15 protein-coding genes are annotated in these 17,256 nt (G+C 66.1%); 13 read left to right on the top strand and 2 right to left on the bottom strand.

What is annotated here, in order from left to right; genetic code table 11:
* Nucleotide 1: 1 nt before the first annotated feature.
* The 7 genes from XI02_RS00185 to XI02_RS00215 all read left to right on the top strand — a co-directional run bounded on the left by XI02_RS00185 (nt 2) and on the right by XI02_RS00215 (nt 7,079).
* Nucleotides 2-1,072, top strand: coding sequence for a PhoH family protein (locus tag XI02_RS00185; RefSeq protein ID WP_077231173.1), 1,071 nt, complete (start codon nt 2-4; stop codon nt 1,070-1,072).
* Between the two features lie 68 nt (nt 1,073-1,140).
* The gene (gene ybeY, locus XI02_RS00190) at nt 1,141-1,638 is read left to right on the top strand and encodes an rRNA maturation RNase YbeY (RefSeq protein WP_172646269.1); all 498 of its coding nucleotides are present in this window, start codon (nt 1,141-1,143) and stop codon (nt 1,636-1,638) included.
* 1 nt (nt 1,639) lies between these two features.
* Nucleotides 1,640-2,752 carry a hemolysin family protein gene (locus XI02_RS00195; protein WP_069278994.1) on the top strand — a complete coding sequence of 371 codons (1,113 nt, stop codon included), beginning with the start codon at nt 1,640-1,642 and terminating at the stop codon, nt 2,750-2,752.
* A complete protein-coding gene (gene lnt / locus XI02_RS00200; RefSeq protein ID WP_172646268.1) occupies nt 2,749-4,362 on the top strand; it encodes an apolipoprotein N-acyltransferase in 1,614 nt (537 codons plus the stop codon). Before XI02_RS00195 ends, lnt begins: the two co-directional genes overlap by 4 nt.
* 261 nt (nt 4,363-4,623) lie before the next feature.
* A complete protein-coding gene (locus XI02_RS00205) occupies nt 4,624-5,040 on the top strand; it encodes a helix-turn-helix domain-containing protein (protein ID WP_028335515.1) in 417 nt (138 codons plus the stop codon).
* A 180-nt stretch (nt 5,041-5,220) separates the two neighbouring features.
* Nucleotides 5,221-6,345, top strand: a complete 1,125-nt coding sequence (locus XI02_RS00210) for a M20 family metallopeptidase (protein ID WP_172646267.1) — start codon at nt 5,221-5,223, stop codon at nt 6,343-6,345.
* Nucleotides 6,342-7,079: a tRNA (guanine(46)-N(7))-methyltransferase TrmB gene (locus XI02_RS00215; RefSeq protein WP_244980882.1), complete on the top strand. Its 738-nt coding sequence runs from the start codon at nt 6,342-6,344 to the stop codon at nt 7,077-7,079. Before XI02_RS00210 ends, XI02_RS00215 begins: the two co-directional genes overlap by 4 nt.
* A 46-nt stretch (nt 7,080-7,125) precedes the next feature.
* On the opposite strand, the gene XI02_RS00220 is transcribed toward XI02_RS00215, so the two are convergent.
* Together XI02_RS00220 and XI02_RS00225 are read right to left on the bottom strand one after the other, a co-directional pair.
* On the bottom strand, nt 7,126-7,965 hold the full coding sequence (locus XI02_RS00220; protein ID WP_026192025.1) for a phytanoyl-CoA dioxygenase family protein: 840 nt from the start codon (nt 7,963-7,965) through the stop codon (nt 7,126-7,128).
* 207 nt (nt 7,966-8,172) lie between these two features.
* Nucleotides 8,173-9,243: a DUF2336 domain-containing protein gene (locus XI02_RS00225; protein WP_172646266.1), complete on the bottom strand. Its 1,071-nt coding sequence runs from the start codon at nt 9,241-9,243 to the stop codon at nt 8,173-8,175.
* A 347-nt stretch (nt 9,244-9,590) separates the two neighbouring features.
* Here XI02_RS00225 and rimP point away from each other — a divergent pair, with 347 nt between their 5' ends.
* From rimP to truB, 6 genes are all read left to right on the top strand, one after another.
* Nucleotides 9,591-10,379 (top strand): ribosome maturation factor RimP, encoded by a 789-nt coding sequence (rimP, locus tag XI02_RS00230; RefSeq protein ID WP_137478426.1) that lies wholly within the window; start codon nt 9,591-9,593, stop codon nt 10,377-10,379.
* 3 nt (nt 10,380-10,382) lie between these two features.
* Complete coding sequence (gene nusA / locus XI02_RS00235; protein ID WP_028343910.1) at nt 10,383-11,999, top strand: transcription termination factor NusA; 1,617 nt, start codon at nt 10,383-10,385, stop codon at nt 11,997-11,999.
* 74 nt (nt 12,000-12,073) lie between these two features.
* A complete protein-coding gene (locus XI02_RS00240; protein ID WP_016840378.1) occupies nt 12,074-12,760 on the top strand; it encodes an RNA-binding protein in 687 nt (228 codons plus the stop codon).
* A gap of 107 nt (nt 12,761-12,867) precedes the next feature.
* On the top strand, nt 12,868-15,576 hold the full coding sequence (infB, locus tag XI02_RS00245; protein WP_172646265.1) for a translation initiation factor IF-2: 2,709 nt from the start codon (nt 12,868-12,870) through the stop codon (nt 15,574-15,576).
* A 159-nt stretch (nt 15,577-15,735) separates the two neighbouring features.
* Nucleotides 15,736-16,146, top strand: coding sequence for a 30S ribosome-binding factor RbfA (rbfA, locus tag XI02_RS00250; RefSeq protein WP_026192026.1), 411 nt, complete (start codon nt 15,736-15,738; stop codon nt 16,144-16,146).
* Nucleotides 16,146-17,255: a tRNA pseudouridine(55) synthase TruB gene (truB, locus tag XI02_RS00255; protein ID WP_069279001.1), complete on the top strand. Its 1,110-nt coding sequence runs from the start codon at nt 16,146-16,148 to the stop codon at nt 17,253-17,255. The genes rbfA and truB overlap by 1 nt, the downstream gene beginning before the upstream one ends.
* The last annotated feature ends 1 nt before the right edge of the window (nt 17,256 follow it).

Here is a 17,256-nt window from a genome sequence, read left to right on the forward strand (position 1 = left end):
CTTGCCCAAAAGCGCATCGGATTCGTCTTCGCTCGCTCCCAGCCGCAAACCTGACCGCGACATGCAAATGCCACCTGAGACCCGGCCCCCTGAAACTCAGGTCGTCATCGATTTCGACGACAACCGCGCGGCATCCGCGCTGGTCGGCCCCTACGGACAGAATCTGGCGCTGATCGAGCGGCGGCTCGGCGTCGTGGTCGATTCCCGCGGCAATCATCTGACCATCGCAGGCTCCCGCGACGGCTGCGACGCGGCGCGGCGCGTGCTGGAGACGCTCTATGCGCAGGCCGTCGAGGGACACGACCTCGATCAGGGCGAGGTCGAAGGCGCGATCCGCGCCGTGATCGCGCAGGGCTCGCTGTTCGAATTCGACAACAAGACCGCCAAGCCGACCTTCGAGACCATCAATCTGCGCAAGCGTCCGGTGCGCGCCCGCACCGCGGCGCAGGATTCCTACATCCGCGCGCTGAAGCGGCATGAACTGGTGTTCGGCATCGGCCCGGCCGGCACCGGCAAGACCTGGCTCGCGGTCGCCCACGCCGCGCAACTGTTCGAACGCAAGGAGGTCGATCGCATCATCCTGACGCGGCCCGCGGTCGAGGCCGGCGAGCGGCTCGGCTTCCTGCCCGGCGACCTCAAGGAGAAGGTCGATCCGTATCTGCGCCCGATCTATGACGCGCTGTACGATCTGATGGATGCCCGCGTCGTCGAGCGCGCGCTGCAGGGCAACGAGATCGAGATCGCGCCGCTCGCCTTCATGCGCGGCCGCACCCTGACCAATGCCGCCATCATCCTCGACGAGGCGCAGAACACCACGACGATGCAGATGAAGATGTTTTTGACGCGTCTCGGCGAGAACAGCCGGATGATCGTCACCGGCGACCCGTCGCAGGTCGACCTGCCGCATGGCCAGGCCTCGGGGCTCACGGAAGCCGTGAAGCTGCTCGACGGCGTCGAAGGCATCGCGCAGGTGCATTTCAAGGCCGAGGACGTCATCCGCCATGAGTTGGTGGCGCGCATCGTGGCCGCCTATGAGGGATTGCCGCAAAAGCCGGCAAACGCCAGATCTTGAGACCAATAGCTTCGGCCGCGAGCCCGCACGCCGCGGGATCCGGCCATAACGCAGATTTTGAAACGAAAGTGTCTGCTTTTCCTGCAACCGAGGTTCTCGTCACCGCCGAATGCTGGCAGGCCGAGCCCAATGCCGACGCGGTGATCCACCGCGCCATCGAGGCTGCCGCCGAAATCGCCGATGCCGATGTCGCCGACGCCGAGCTTGCGGTGATGCTGACCGACGACGCCGGTATCCGCACCCTGAACGCCAACTGGCGCAGCATCGACAAGCCGACCAATGTGCTGTCGTTTCCGGCGCTGCAGCCGGAGGGCGCCGGCGAACCCGACGATGCCCCGCGCATGCTCGGCGATATCGCGATCGCCTATGAGACGACGCGGCGGGAAGCCGATGAAGAGCAGAAGCCCTTCGACCACCATTTGAGCCATCTCGCGGTGCATGGCTTCCTGCACCTGATCGGTTACGACCACGAGAACGACGACGATGCCGAGGACATGGAGGCGCTCGAGCGCGAGATCCTCTCTTCCCTCGGCATTCCCGACCCCTATGCGGATCGGATCGCCTGACATGCCGGATTCCGAACCGACCCACGACAACCCGCGCAACGTGAGCAACCTGCCCGCCGTGGTGCATGAGGGCGAGGTGCAGCGCCCGGCGGCCGAGGGCTGGCTGGTGCGCGCGATCCGCACGCTGTTCGGCTGGAAGGCCGGCTCGGTGCGCGACGATTTGCAGGTGGTGCTCGACGCCTCGACGCCCGACGATGTCGGCTTCTCGGCGATCGAGCGCACCATGCTGCGCAACATCCTGTCGCTGAACGAGCGGCGGATCGCCGATGTCATGGTGCACCGCGCCGACATCGTCGCGGTCAAGCGCGACATTCCGCTCGGCGAATTGATGAGCCTGTTCGAGAGCGCGGCGCATTCGCGGCTCGTCGTCTACAACGAGACCCTCGACGACCCCGAGGGCATGGTGCACATCCGCGACCTGCTCGCCTTCATGACCGCGAAGGCCCGCGTCACCGACGCGACCAAGACGAAGCGCAAGAAGCCGTTCCCGGCCGGGCTCGATCTGCGCAGCGTCGACCTCGCGCTGCCGCTGTCGGAAGCCAGTATCATCCGCAAGCTGCTCTACATCCCGCCGTCGATGCGCGCGATCGACCTGCTGGCGCAGATGCAGGCCTCGCGGATCCATCTCGCGCTGGTGGTCGACGAATATGGCGGCACCGACGGGCTGGTGTCGATCGAGGATATCGTCGAGCAGATCGTCGGCGAGATCGACGACGAACACGATTCCGACGAGCCGCCGTCCATCGTGCGCCAGCCGGACAACTCCTTCATCGCCGATGCGCGCGCCAGCCTCGACGATGTCCGCTCGGTGATCGGCGAGGATTTCGTGATCGGCGACGCCGGCGAGGAGGTCGAGACGCTCGGCGGCTACCTCGTATCGTTCGTCGGGCGCCTGCCGGTGCGCGGCGAGGTGATTTCGGGGCCCGGCAATTACGAGGTCGAGGTGCTCGACGCCGATCCGCGGCGGGTCAAGCGCGTGCGCATCACCGCGCGCAAGGAACGGCCGACGCCGCGCAAGGAGCGCGAGCGGCGCCGCGAGCAGGCGCCGGACTCCGGAAACCCGCAGGCGAACGACAACATGCCGCCGCCCGGCGAGGGAGCCGGTCCGCAGTGAGGTTGTCCGACAAGCTCCGATCGATCGGCCTTGCAATCATCCTGACCTGGGGATGGAAACGCGCCGTCCTCGCGCTCACGGCTGGCGCGCTGTCTGCGCTTGCGATGGCGCCGTTCAACGCCTGGCCGGTTCTGTTTCTCACCTTTTCCATCGCCGTCTGGCTGATCGACGGCAGCGCGGCCGGCCGCTGGCGCGGCGTGCCCGCCGCGGCGCTGTCCGGCTTCTGGTTCGGCCTCGGCTATTTCGTGCCGGGGCTGTACTGGATCGGCTACGCCTTCTTCGTCGACGCGGACACCTTCGCCTGGCTGACGCCGTTCGCAGTGCTCGGCTTGCCCGCCTATCTCGCTTTGTTCACCGCGTTCGGCTTCGCGCTGGCGCGGCTGATCTGGCCGCGCGACGCCTCGCGCGTGCTGGCGCTCGCGGTCAGCCTGACGATTTCGGAATGGCTGCGCGGCCATCTCCTCAGCGGCTTTCCGTGGAATGCGTTCGGCTACGCACTGACCGAGCCGCTGGCGCTCGCCCAGACCGCGTCGCTGATCGGGCTGTGGGGCATGACATTCCTGGCCGTCGCGATCTTCGCAAGCCCGGCTGTGTTGATCGACGGCGCCTCGCGCGGCCGCAAGCCGTGGCGCGCGCCGGTGGCCGCGGTGCTGGTTCTGGCAGCGATGCTGGCGTTCGGCGTCGTCCGCCTCGCGCAGCAGCCGACCAGGTTGGTCGACGGCATCAAGCTGCGCATCATGCAGCCCGATTTGCAGCAGGACGCCAAGTTCAACTACTCCGCCAAGGCGGCGGTGATGCAGAAATATCTCACCCTGTCGGATCGCGCCTCCGGGCCGCATGCCACCGGCGTGAAGGATGCCACCATTCTGATCTGGCCGGAATCCGCGTTTCCGTTCTTCCTGACCAAGGAAGCCGACGCGATGGCGCAGATCGCCGACCTTCTGCCGAAGGGAACCGTGCTGATCACCGGTTCGGTGCGCGCGCCCGATCTGCCGCCCGGCGTCCGCGTCACGCGCGCCTATAATTCCGTCTACGTCATCGACCACGACGGCAGCGTGCTTGCGGTCTACGACAAGCTGCATCTTGTCCCGTTCGGAGAATATCTGCCGTTCCAGGACTGGATGGAGAAGCTCGGCTTCGTGCAGCTCACCAAGGTGCAGGGCGGCTACATTCCCGGCACGATCCGCCGGACGCTCGATATTCCGAATGCGCCGCGCGCCCTGCCGCTGATCTGCTACGAGGCGATCTTTCCCGGCAATGTCGTGAGCCGCGACGACCGTCCCGGCTGGATCGTCAATGTCACCAATGACGGATGGTTCGGAATCTCGACCGGTCCTTACCAGCACCTGCAACAAGCCCGGCTGCGCACCATCGAGGAAGGCCTGCCGATGGTCCGCGCCGCAAATACGGGCATCTCGGCCATCATCGACCCGGTTGGCCGGATCGTCGCGCAACTCGGGCTCGGCATCGAAGGCGTGCTCGATGCCGGCCTGCCGGCGGCCATCGCGCCGACGATCTATGCGCGTGTCGGGAACATCCCCGCCGCTGTGATTGTGATCACAACCCTGGCGTTCGTGTTGCGGCGGCGGTTTGTGAGGCGAAAACCCTGACGGCTGCATATCGCCGGTTGTCGCGAACCCGAAAAAACGTCGAAATTTACCTCAGTATGATTCCACCAGTTGACAGATCGACCGTGCACTTCGCATTGTACGGGTCCACGCGAAATCACAAGCCAAGTCAGCCCCTTTGCGCAAATTGTCCGCATTTCGTCCCGATCCTCCTTGCAGGATTTGACGGCACCGGCGCCTGAGGCATACTCCACTTCCAACTTGCCTCATCCACGGGCGCGCAATCCCTTAGGAGAGTTGGAGATGTCCACCAAAGCGCCCAATCCTGTTGACAAATATGTCGGCAGCCGCGTCCGTATGCGACGCATCATGCTCGGCATGAGCCAGGAGAAACTGGGCGAGGCGCTAGGCCTGACGTTCCAGCAGGTGCAGAAATACGAGAAGGGCACCAACCGCGTCGGCGCCAGCCGGCTGCAGCAGATCTCAGAAATCCTGCAGGTGCCGGTCTCCTTCCTGTTCGACGGCGGCCCGAGCGGGGTCAAGACCGCCGACGGCTTCAGCGAGGGCGCCTCGCCGACCTATGTCTCCGATTTTCTGGCAACCGCCGAGGGCCTGGCCCTGACCCGCGCCTTCACGCGGATTGCGGACGCCAAGCTCCGCCGCAGCATCGTCGAACTGGTCGAGCAGATCGCGGCGCGCGAGGCAGCCGAGCAGGCCTGATTCAGCCATATCCGTTTGAGAGATCGTCAAATCTGGAATATGCCATTCCGGCGTACGCTACCGCGATGAGTTCAGCTTGAGCATCATCGCGCTTTAGCGCCTCGTTTGAGCATGATTTCGGATCATGCTTTGGCGCGTGCGCGCAATGACAAAGCGAAATCCACAGGCGACGACAACAGCATGTCCAGCAATCCGTTCGAAACCGCCGTGATTCTCGACGGCATCCGCCGCTGGGTCGAGATCGAATCTCCGACGGAGCGGCCCGATCAGGTCAACAAGCTGGCTGATCTCGTCGCGTCGGGCTACCGCGACCTGCCGGCCACGGTGGAGCGCATTGCGGGACGCGACGGCTGCGGCGATCACCTGGTGACGCGCTCGTCCTGGGGCCAGGACGCGCCGGGCATCCTGGTGCTGAGCCATCTCGACACAGTCCATCCGATGGGATTCATCGAACGGTTACCATTCACGGTCGACGGCGACAGCGCGTTCGGCCCCGGCATCTACGACATGAAGGGCGGCGCCTACCTCGCCTATCATGCATTCCGGCAGGTCTGCGCCGACGGCGCGCGCCCATCGCTCGGGATCACCCAGCTCTACGTATCGGACGAGGAGATCGGCAGCCCGACCTCGCGGGCGCTGATCGAGGCCGAGGGCCGCAAGGCCAAATACGTGCTGGTGACCGAGCCGGCGCGCGACGGCGGCAAGATCGTCACCGGACGCAAGGGCGTTGCGCGCTTCGACGTGTTCATCAAGGGCGCGCCGGCCCATGCCGGCACGCGCCCCGAGGACGGCCGCAGCGCGATCCGGGAACTCGGCAATGTGATCCAGGCGCTGGAGGCGATGAACGACCTCAAGCGCGGCGTCACCGTCAATGTCGGTGTCGTCCGCGGCGGCACCAAGCCGAACGTGATCGCCGAAGAGGCCTATGCGGAAGTCGACATGCGCGTGCCGACCATGGCCGACGCCGACGAGCTGGTGCCGAAGATCCTCCGAATCACCTCACGCACCGAGGGCGTCAGCGTGAAGATATCGGGCGAATTGAACCGTCCGCCGTATGAGAAGAGCAACGCCGGCGCCGCACTCTACGAGCACGCCAGGGGACTGGCCGCCGAACTCGGCTTCGAACTGGCGGATGTGTTCACCGGCGGCGGCTCCGACGGCAATTTCACCGCGCCGCACACCGCGACCCTCGACGGCCTCGGCGTCGACGGCAAGGGCGCGCATACCCATTACGAGCAGCTCTACATCTCGTCGATTGAGCCGCGCGCGCGGCTGCTCCACCGTCTCTATCAAACGCTGCGATGACACCGGCTCCAGGCGACCGCGGCGATCGCGATTCCCCCGACGACGGCACGATGGCGCATGCGCGCGGCTCGTTCTTCGGACGGCGCAAGGGCCACAAGCTGCGCCCGCATCAGGCCGACCTGATCGACACTCTGCTGCCGCATCTGGCCGTCGACATCTCGGCGCCCGCGCCCGAGGCGCTGACCGAATTGTTCGATGACGGCATCGAGAATGTCAGGCTCGAGATCGGCTTCGGCGGCGGCGAGCATCTGATCGCGGAGGCACTGGCCTTTCCGACCACCGGCTTCATCGGCTGCGAGCCCTATGTCAACGGCATGGCGAAGATCCTGACCCAGATCGAGGCGCTGAACATCGGCAACATCCGCCTGTTCGCCGGCGACGCGGCCGAGCTGCTGGCCTGGGCGCCACCGCGCTCGCTTGCGCGCATCGACCTGATTCATCCCGATCCGTGGCCGAAGCGGCGGCACTGGAAGCGGCGCTTCGTGCAGGATGCAACGGTCACTGCCATGACGCGGCTGCTGCCGCCGGGCGGCGAATTCCGCTTCGTCAGCGATATCGACGACTACTGCGCCTGGACGCTGGCGCATCTGATGCGCTCGCCCGACTTCGCCTGGCTCGCCGAGCGCGCGATCGACTGGCAACAGCCGTGGCCGAACTACACGATGACGCGTTACGGCGCCAAAGCCGAGCGCGAGGGGCGCAAGGCGGCGTATTTGAGGTTTCGCAGGCTCTAGCACCTCGTCATGCCCGGGCTTGTCCCGGGCATGACAGCGAAGGGAATTACTTCCCCGCCAGCCGCGCCTTCCTGACGTCGGTCGCCTCCCACACCATCCGCTTGCCGCGCTCGCGGCCGAGCAGCTCGATCGGATCGTGATTGTCGATGTGGCCGAACTGCCCCTTGTAGACGCTGTAGCCGCACAATTCCTGCAGACGGCGCGGAAAGCGGGCCGCGGTCTCGCGCGGAATACCGAGTTGCAGGTTCTCCTGTTGCCGCATCCAGCCCCAGCAATAGGCGCAGGAGAAGGCAAAGCGCCTGGCGTCGCTGGTGTTGGCGCCGCCGCCATGCCACAGCGCGCTGTCGAACAGCATCACGCTGCCGGCCGGCATGGTCGCGGTGACCGCGTCGTACTCCTTGCCGTATTCGGGCGACGAATCGAATTTGTGGCTGCGCGGGATGATCCGCGTCGCGCCGTTATCTTCGCGGAAATCGGACAGCGCCCAGATCGCATTGATCGTGATCGGAATGTGCGGCCGCGGCAACGGGATCAACTGGGTGTCTTCGTGGATCGGCTGCGCCTCCTGGCCCGGGCCGAGCACCAACGAGCAGAACGACGAGAGCAGGCATTCCCTGTCCAGCACGCGTTCGACCACCGGCAGCACGTTGTCATGCAGCGGCACCTCCCAGAACAGATCGTCATAGGTCAGGAGGTTGTTGATGCGCAGCGTCTTGAAGCCCTCGAACGACGTCCTGGCAGGTGCGAGATTGTGCTCGCGCTCGATTCTCAGGACCGCCGCCTTCAACCCCTCGACCAAATCCGGCGAGGCGGCGCGCTCGATCACGGTGTATCCGTCGTCGCGGATCCGCGCAGCGTGCGATTGGATGTCGGCGTCCGTCAGCATGGCGATCTCCCTGTTGGCGCTGTGTCGCGCCTTGCGGAAAGCATAGCGGGTCAATTTGAAATTGGGAGGTAATTGATGGTACCGTCACCCTGAGGAGCGCGGAACGCGCGTCTCGAAGGGTCGACGGCCCAACTGTGGCCGTGCATCCTTCGAGACGCGCCTGCGGCGCTCCTCAGGATGACGGAGCCAAGAGCAGTTGCGCTTGAACTAGCGCGACTTCCAGAACTCCACGACGCGCTGCGCCGTTGACGGCATCAGGCGCACGAAGTTCACCCGCGCACCTTCGATATCGGCAGGAGACGGCACGCGGTTCGGCCCGAGCCGCATCAGGATCAGGGCGCGCACGGTCGGCCATTCGAAGCCGATCGTCTTGCTGGCGATCAGGATCGGATCGTAACGGTCGCCGGAGATCAGGCGATCGAGCGTGACGATTTTCACGCCGGCCATCGCGGCGAGCGCCGCCACGCATTCCTCGTATTTGAAGGCCTTTGCGAAGCCGGCCACCGCGGCCTCGTTCAATTCGCCGGCGCGATGCAGCGCCAGGATGGCGCGCTGCGCGGCCGTGAAATCGCGGCCCTCGACCTGAACGATCACGCCCTCGATCTCGTTCATCGCCAGCTTGATCTCGGCCTGGCGTTCCGGTTTGGCGACGGCATGCAGGCGGCGGCGGATCACGTCGATCGAGCCGGCGAGCAGGCCCTTCAGATGCTCGGGCGGAAGATCATCGCGGCGGCCGATGCGCAGCGTCAGCACGCCGTCCTGGCCGGCGCGCCGCACCAGCGTCGCAAAGGACGCATCCGAGAACGTGGCGCCCGCATTGCCGGCCGCGCATCGGATCACATCGCGATCGCCGCGGCGGACGAGGACGTCGGTCAGCGCAGTCGAGAGCTTCGATCGCTCGGCCATCGCGAGCAGATGGCCCTGGCCCTTGCCATTGGCGATCTCGATCAGCACCTTTTCGTCAATCACCGGCGATCGGCGCAGCAGCGGCCCCGCGATCGCGACCTCGTCGTCGCGGGCGAGCTGCCCGACCAGATGGCGCGGCGCGTTGGCGAGGGGCGCGAGCCGTTCGGCGAGATCGATCCGCGCAGCAAGCTCGGCATGCGGCACCAGGCTGGTCAGCACCCCGTCGAACAGATCGATATGGTCGGGGCGAAAGCCCGCGGCGCCCTGCAGGAACAGCTCGCCGAGCCGGCGCGCGGCCTCGGCGCGGCGCTTGGGGTCGCCGCGGCGAACGATGTCGTCGAGTTCCGGGATCAGCGCAGGGGCTGTCGTCATGGGCCTTGTCCAACCGGCGACTTCTGCCGATTTTCGGCAATCTATGGTCCCGTTCGTAAACGGAGGGTTAGATCAATCCGGCGTCCGGGGAGCCGTAAAATCGCCTCCCGCTGGAGCCCGGGGGCCTTGCCGGACCCGGGCAAAAGAGCTATATCCAGCGCAACTTATGGTATCTCATACGATCGCGTAGGAGAGTGGGCCCCCCGGGACCCGCTCTTTTTTATTACCTGACGGGACCCAACGAGGCCGGGTCCGGTTTGGGTAGCGTTAGCGGCCCCTTAAGGCCACCTGAACAACACAACAGACCTCAGCAGCCTTTAGACTTTAGACAGCCTTTGACACTGGATATGACCGAACCGACCGCCACGTCCGTGGACACCGAACTGCTCGCCGAGCCGCGTCTCGTCGTCGAGCCCGGGGTCGCGGCGCGCGTCGCCGCGGTGGCGGTCCCGGTGCTGCAGGGCATGGGCTATCGCCTGGTGCGCATCAAGGTCTCGGGCGATGCCGGCTGCACCGTGCAGATCATGGCGGAGCGGCCCGACGGCTCGATGCAGCTCGAGGATTGCGAGGCGATCTCGCGCGCGCTGTCGCCGGTGCTCGATGTCGCCGACCCGATCGAGCGCGCCTACCGGCTGGAAATCTCCTCGCCCGGCATCGACCGCCCGCTGGTGCGCCGCTCCGACTTCGAGCGCTATACCGGGCATCTCGTGAAGATCGAGATGGCGGTGGCGCATCAGGGCCGCAAGCGGTTCCGCGGCGTGCTTGCCGGCGTCGAAGGCGATGCGGTGCGCGTCAGGCGCGACGATCCGCGTCCCGACGAGGACGCCGAGGTTCTCCTGGTGATGGAGGACATCTCGGACGCGCGGCTGGTGCTGACCGACGAGCTGATCGAGGAATCGATGCGCCGCGGCAAGGCCGCCGAGCGCGAGCTGCGCCGCGAGCTCGGCCTCGCGCCGCCGCAGCCGGCCCACGCCAGGAAGAGCGATCCGGCGAAGAGTCAGAAGCCGAAACCCAAGCCTGGTGACAAGCCTGCTCACAAGCCCGGCAAGAAGCCGGCCCCGACCAACACCAAAAAGCACCGCCTGGCGGCCGAGCGCGCGCGCCGTGGCGAGATCGATCCATCCGAAGGAGACTAAGCCATGGCAGTCAGCGCCAACAAACTCGAACTGCTGCAGATCGCAGACGCAGTTGCGCGCGAAAAGTCGATCGACCGCTCCATCGTGATCGCGGCGATGGAAGACGCCATCGCCAAGGCCGCGCGTGCCCGCTACGGCAGCGAGACCGACGTCCATGCCGAGATCGACGCCAAGAAGGGCGAGCTGCGGCTGACCCGCCACATGCTGGTGGTCGACGTCGTCGAGAACTCGTCGAACCAGATTTCGCTGCACGACGCGCAGCGCGCCAATCCGGGCGCCCAGGTCGGCGACACCATCGCCGACACGCTGCCGCCGCTGGAATATGGCCGCATCGCCGCGCAGTCGGCCAAGCAGGTGATCGTGCAAAAGGTGCGCGAGGCCGAGCGCGACCGGCAGTACCAGGAATTCAAGGACCGCATCGGCGACATCGTCAACGGCATCGTCAAGCGTGTCGAATATGGCAGCGTGATCGTCGACCTCGGCCGCGGCGAAGCGATCGTGCGCCGCGACGAGATGCTGCCGCGCGAAGTGTTCCGCAACGGCGACCGCGTCCGCGCCTATATCTTCGACGTCCGCCGCGAGACCCGCGGTCCGCAGATCTTCCTGTCGCGCACCCATCCGCAGTTCATGGCGAAGCTGTTCGCGCAGGAAGTGCCGGAGATCTACGACGGCATCGTCGAGATCAAGGCGGTCGCTCGCGATCCGGGCTCGCGCGCCAAGATCGGCGTGATCTCGCGCGACTCCTCGGTCGACCCGGTCGGCGCCTGCGTCGGCATGCGCGGCTCGCGCGTGCAGGCCGTAGTGAACGAGCTGCAGGGCGAGAAGATCGACATCATCCCGTGGTCGCCCGACATCGCGACCTTCGTCGTCAACGCGCTGGCGCCGGCTGAAGTCGCCAAGGTCGTGATCGACGAGGACCGCGAGCGCATCGAGGTCGTGGTTCCCGACACCAACAACCAGCTGTCGCTGGCGATCGGCCGCCGCGGCCAGAACGTCCGCCTCGCCTCGCAGCTGACCGGCTGGGACATCGACATCCTGACCGAGCAGGAAGAGTCGGAGCGCCGCCAAGCCGATTTCGAGAACTCGACCCGCGTGTTCATGGAAGCGCTCAATGTCGACGAGGTGGTCGGCCAGCTGCTCGCCTCCGAAGGCTTCACCTCGGTCGAGGAACTCGCGCTGGTCGACGTCAAGGAACTCGCCGGCATCGAGGGTTTCGACGAGGAGACCGCCAACGAGCTGCAGACCCGCGCCCGCGAGTATCTGGAACAGCTCGAGGCGGAACTGGAAGCCAAGCGCAAGGAACTCGGCGTCGAGGACGCCATGAAGGACGTGCCCGGCATCACCGGCAAGATGCTGGTGAAGCTCGGCGAGAACGACGTCAAGACGGTCGAGGATCTCGCCGGCTGCGCCACCGACGATCTGGTCGGCTGGACCGAGCGCAAGGAAGGCGGCGAGCCGACCAAGCATGCCGGGTTCCTCGACGGCATCGAGATCTCGCGCGACGAGGCCGAGGCCATGATCATGCAGGCCCGTCTGAAGGCCGGCTGGATCACCGAGGCCGACCTCGCCAAGCCTGCCGAGGAGGCCGAGGCCGCCGAAGCAGAAACGACGGCTTCGTAGCGCGTGTTCCGCAAAGGTGGATACCGGCTTTGCGATAAGAACTCGCGCCAATTCACGAAGGAGATGCCCGACGGATGCTGGCTCAGGCTGACCCCGATCTCGACGATGGACCGCGGACGCAGAAGTCCGCGACCACGCGGATGTGCGCGGTCAGCCGCGAGGTGCGTCCGATCGACGAGCTGATCCGGTTCGTCATCGCGCCCACGGGCGAGGTGATCCCGGATCTGAAGCGCAAGCTGCCCGGCCGCGGATTATGGGTTTCCGCGTCGCGGCGCAGCGTTGCGGAAGCGGTCCGCCGTCACCAATTTAGCAGGGGATTCAAGCGCGACGTCCGCGTCGCGCCGACCCTCCCCACCGACACCGACACCCTCCTGGTGCGCAGCGTCACCGAGGCCCTGGCAATGGCCGCCAAGGCCGGTCAGGTCGTTTCGGGCTTCGGCAAGGTCGAGGACGCACTCAACCGGAACGAAACTGCAGCCCTGATCCACGCTTCCGACGGCGCGGCGGACGGAATCCGCAAATTGGACGCGATCGTCAGGCAAAGGGGCGAAAAACGTGGTGAATCGCCGGTAATCCCGGTCGTCAATGTTTTGACGTCGGAAGAATTGGATTTGGCACTTGGGCGGTCAAATGTGATACATGCTGCGCTGCTCGCGGGCCCGGCGAGCAAGACGTTCCTGTCGCGCTGCCAGATGCTGGTCCGATACCGGATGGCCGACGACGACAAGACCGCCGAAGCGGCCAGAAATTCCAGAGCGTGATCCGGGAAGGCGGACGCCGTCTTTCCGACCGGTCATGCTCAGCAAACGACGACACGTTGAAGGATTTGTGCGGCAAACGCACAGCGAAACGAGATTAGGACTGCTGAATGGTTGATACCAAGACCCCTGGCGACAAGACTTTGAGTGTCCCGAGCAAGACGCTGTCGCTGAAGCCGCGCGTCGAGACGGGCACCGTGCGCCAGAGCTTCAGCCACGGCCGGACCAAGCAGGTCGTGGTCGAGAAGCGCGGCAAGCGCCGCGTCGGTGGCGATGGTCCCGGCGAGGCGCATGCGCCGGAACCCGTGGTTGCAAAGCCGGCGGCGCCCGCCGCCAGGCCGCCCCTCGGCCGCCCCTCGGGCCCGCCCCCCGGCCAGCAACAGCGTAACACCCGCTCCGGCGTGGTGCTGCCGACCCTGACCGAGGACGAGCGTTCCGCGCGTGCCAGCGCGCTGGCCGACGCCCGTCAGCGCGACATCGAAGAGCGCCGCCAGGCCGAAGAGGAAGCCAAGCGCCGCGCCGTCCGCGAGGCTGCCGAGAAGGCAGAGCGCGAGGCCGCCGAGGCCCGCCGCAAGGCGGAAGAGGAACGCCATCGCCACGAGGAAGAGACCAAGCGCAAGGCTGAGGTCGAGGCCAAGCGCCGCTTTGGCGAAGGCGAGGCCAAGCCCGGTGCGGCGCCTGTCGCCGCTCCCGCCAAGCCTGCCGGAGCCGCACCTGCGTCTGCTCCGGCCGCCCGTGCGCCCGGCGCCGCCCGCCCGGCAACGACCACGACGCCTGCTGCGCGCACGCCTGCTGCCCCGGGGCGGCCGCCGGCCGTTGCCGCCGAGGCGGACGAGGACGAAGGTCCGCGCCTGGTGCGCCGCCCCGGCGGCGCCGTGCGTCCTGTCGCGGCCCCGAAGACCACTCACAAGCCCGGCCCGCAGAAGCAGCGCGGACGCCTGACCGTCGTCACCGCGCTCAACGCCGACGACGTGCGCGAGCGCTCGATCGCCTCGTTCCGCCGCCGTACCCAGCGCCTGAAGGGTCACGCCGCAAACGAGCAGAAGGAAAAGCTGATCCGCGAAGTCGTCATTCCGGAAGTGATCGCGATCCAGGAACTCGCGAACCGGATGTCGGAGCGCGCGGTCGATGTCATCCGCATGCTGATGAAGCAGGGCGCGATGCACAAGATCACCGACGTGATCGATGCCGACACCGCACAGCTGATCGCCGAGGAACTCGGCCACACCGTCAAGCGCGTCGCCGCGTCCGACGTCGAGGAAGGCCTGTTCGACATCGTCGATGATTCCACCGACACCGAGCCGCGCTCGCCCGTGGTCACCGTCATGGGTCACGTCGACCACGGCAAGACCTCGCTGCTCGACGCGCTGCGCCACGCCAATGTGGTGTCGGGCGAGGCCGGCGGCATCACCCAGCATATCGGCGCCTATCAGGTGCTCTCGCCCGAGAGCGGCACCAAGATCACCTTCATCGATACGCCCGGCCACGCCGCGTTCACCGCGATGCGCGCCCGCGGCGCCAAGGTCACCGACATCGTCGTGCTGGTGGTCGCGGCCGATGACGGCGTGATGCCGCAGACGATCGAGGCGATCAACCACGCCAAGGCGGCCAAGGTGCCGATGATCGTGGCGATCAACAAGATCGACAAGCCCGACGCGCGCCCCGAGCGCGTGCGCACCGAACTGCTGCAGCACGAGGTGCAGGTCGAATCGCTCGGCGGCGACGTCGTCGACGTCGAGGTCTCGGCCAAGAACAAGACCAATCTCGACCGGCTGCTCGAGATGATCGCGCTGCAGGCCGAAATCCTCGACCTGAAGACCAATTCGCAGCGCCCGGCGGAAGGCACCGTGATCGAAGCCAAGCTCGATCGCGGCCGCGGTCCGGTCGCAACCGTGCTGGTGCAGCGCGGCACGCTGCGCATCGGCGACATCATCGTCGCCGGCGCCGAAATGGGCCGTGTCCGTGCCTTGATCTCCGACCAGGGCGAGAATCTCGAAGAGGCCGGTCCGTCCGTGCCGGTCGAGGTGCTCGGCTTCAACGGTCCGCCGGAAGCCGGCGACCGTCTCGCCGTTGTCGAGAACGAGGCCCGTGCCCGCCAGGTCACGAGCTACCGTGCGCACCAGAAGCGCGAGAACGCGGCTGCCTCGATCTCCGGCATGCGCGGCTCGCTCGAACAGATGATGTCGCAGCTGAAGACCGCGGGCCGCAAGGAGTTCCCGCTGATCGTCAAGGCCGACGTGCAGGGCTCACTGGAAGCGATCCTGGGCTCGCTGGAGAAGCTCGGCACCGACGAGGTCGCCGCCCGCATCCTGCATGCCGGCGTCGGCGGCATCTCGGAATCCGACGTCACGCTGGCGGAAGGCTTCAACGCCGCGATCATCGGCTTCTCGGTCCGCGCCAACAAGGAAGCGGCGGCCGCGGCCAAGCGCAACGGCATCGAGATCCGCTACTACAACATCATCTACGACCTCGTGGATGACATCAAAAAGGCGATGTCCGGCCTGCTCGCGCCCACGCTGCGCGAAACCATGCTGGGCAACGCGCAGATCCTGGAAGTGTTCAACATTTCCAAGGTCGGCAAGGTCGCGGGTTGCCGCGTCACCGACGGCACCGTGGAACGCGGCGCCAATGTTCGCCTGATCCGCGACAACGTGGTGGTGCACGAAGGCAAGCTGTCGACGCTGAAGCGCTTCAAGGATGAAGTGAAGGAAGTGGTCTCCGGCCAGGAGTGTGGCATGGCGTTCGAGAACTACGGCGACATGCGTGTCGGCGACGTGATCGAGTGTTACCGCATCGAGACGATCCAGCGCTCTCTGTAAGTCCAAATCTTACGAAGAGCCCGGGTCCATTTAACTGAAAATGCGACGGCGTGGCCGGACTTTGGTCCGGCCGCCAGCGCATTGTCTGATTGAAAGCAAAGCTAGGACATTGATGCCCGCGGCCACGGCCAGCGGGCGTGACGGTTTTGGAAGAAGGTCATGCCCCGTCAAAAGAAGAGTTCCAGCCCCGGCGGCTCACAACGTCAGCTGCGCGTCGGTGAAACGGTTCGCCATGCGGTTGCCGATATTCTGTCGCAGGGTGACGTCCACGATCCCGATCTGGAAGGCCACATCATCACCGTTCCCGAGGTGCGTATGTCGCCGGACCTGAAGCTCGCGACGATCTATGTGATGCCGCTCGGCGGCCGCGACACCGACACGGTGATATCCGCGCTCGAGCGCAACAAGAAATTCCTTCGCGGCGAGATCGCGCACCGCGTCAACCTGAAATTTGCACCCGACATTCGCTTCCGCGTCGACGAGCGGTTCGACGAGGCGGAGCGCATCGAGAAACTACTGCGGACACCTGCGGTGCAGCGAGACCTTGCACCCGATTCGGACGACGAGTGATGACTGTGATGACGACCAACAGCGTTATCGACGCGAAAGATGCCGACGCGCGCGACGCTGAGCGGGATGCTTTTGCCGGCCAGCGCACCGACGATGCGCGCCGCACCAACAACGACCCGCGCCAGAAGCAGGGCAGGCAGAACCAGCAGCCGCGCCGCGACAAGCGCGACGTCCACGGCTGGGTGGTGCTCGACAAGCCGATCGGCATGACCTCGACGCAGGCGGTCGCGGTGCTCAAGCGCCTGTTCCAGGCCAAGCGCGCCGGCCATGCCGGCACGCTCGATCCGCTCGCCTCCGGCGGCTTGCCGATCGCGCTGGGCGAGGCCACCAAGACGGTGCCGTTCGTGATGGACGGCCGCAAGCGCTACCGCTTCACGGTGTGCTGGGGCGAGGAGCGCGACACCGACGACACCGAGGGGCGGCCGGTCCGGACCAGCGAGAGCCGGCCGACCGCCGATTCGATCCGGGAACTGTTGCCGCGCTTCACCGGGGTGATCGAGCAGATCCCGCCGCAATATTCGGCGATCAAGGTGCAGGGCGAGCGCGCCTATGATCTGGCGCGCGACGGCGAGACCGTGGAACTGAAGCCCCGCCCGGTCGAGATCCACGAATTAACCCTTGCGGAACATGGCGATAACGGCCAGTCCGTGTTCGAGGCCGAGTGCGGCAAGGGAACCTATGTCCGGGCGCTGGCCCGCGATATGGGCCGAATTCTGGGCTGTTTCGGCCATATCTGCGCCCTGCGGCGGACCCTTGTCGGTCCGTTTACCGAACGGGACATGATTCCGCTGGAACAGTTGGAGGCTTTATGCAATAGAGCCGCGTCTGGCGAGGGCAGCCTCGCCGACGCGCTTTTGCCCGTTGAGACCGCGCTGGACGACATCCCGGCACTGGCCGTCACACGGGCTGATGCGGCAAGGCTCCACAGGGGCCAGGCCGTTTTGTTGCGCGGACGGGATGCGCCCAATACCAGCGGCACAGTCTATGTCACGGTGGCAGGCCGGCTTCTCGCGCTTGCCGAAATTGGCAATGGCGAACTCATCCCCAAGCGCGTGTTCAACCTGAACGGACTGACTGCCGGTCCGGCTCGCAACCATGAAAGTAACTGAC

It is taken from the genome of Bradyrhizobium sp. CCBAU 21365, assembly GCF_015291305.1.
GTDB lineage: Bacteria > Pseudomonadota > Alphaproteobacteria > Rhizobiales > Xanthobacteraceae > Bradyrhizobium > Bradyrhizobium elkanii.

Coding starts and splice junctions, on each gene's coding strand:
- rbfA (WP_026192026.1), top strand. CDS start 15,736: ATGCCCCGTCAAAAGAAGAGTTCCAGCCCCGGCGGCTCACAACGTCAG.
- XI02_RS00215 (WP_244980882.1), top strand. CDS start 6,342: ATGACACCGGCTCCAGGCGACCGCGGCGATCGCGATTCCCCCGACGAC.
- XI02_RS00225 (WP_172646266.1), bottom strand. CDS start 9,243: ATGACGACAGCCCCTGCGCTGATCCCGGAACTCGACGACATCGTTCGC.
- XI02_RS00240 (WP_016840378.1), top strand. CDS start 12,074: ATGCTGGCTCAGGCTGACCCCGATCTCGACGATGGACCGCGGACGCAG.
- XI02_RS00205 (WP_028335515.1), top strand. CDS start 4,624: ATGTCCACCAAAGCGCCCAATCCTGTTGACAAATATGTCGGCAGCCGC.
- truB (WP_069279001.1), top strand. CDS start 16,146: ATGACTGTGATGACGACCAACAGCGTTATCGACGCGAAAGATGCCGAC.
- XI02_RS00210 (WP_172646267.1), top strand. CDS start 5,221: ATGTCCAGCAATCCGTTCGAAACCGCCGTGATTCTCGACGGCATCCGC.
- nusA (WP_028343910.1), top strand. CDS start 10,383: ATGGCAGTCAGCGCCAACAAACTCGAACTGCTGCAGATCGCAGACGCA.
- infB (WP_172646265.1), top strand. CDS start 12,868: ATGGTTGATACCAAGACCCCTGGCGACAAGACTTTGAGTGTCCCGAGC.
- rimP (WP_137478426.1), top strand. CDS start 9,591: ATGACCGAACCGACCGCCACGTCCGTGGACACCGAACTGCTCGCCGAG.
- XI02_RS00220 (WP_026192025.1), bottom strand. CDS start 7,965: ATGCTGACGGACGCCGACATCCAATCGCACGCTGCGCGGATCCGCGAC.
- XI02_RS00195 (WP_069278994.1), top strand. CDS start 1,640: ATGCCGGATTCCGAACCGACCCACGACAACCCGCGCAACGTGAGCAAC.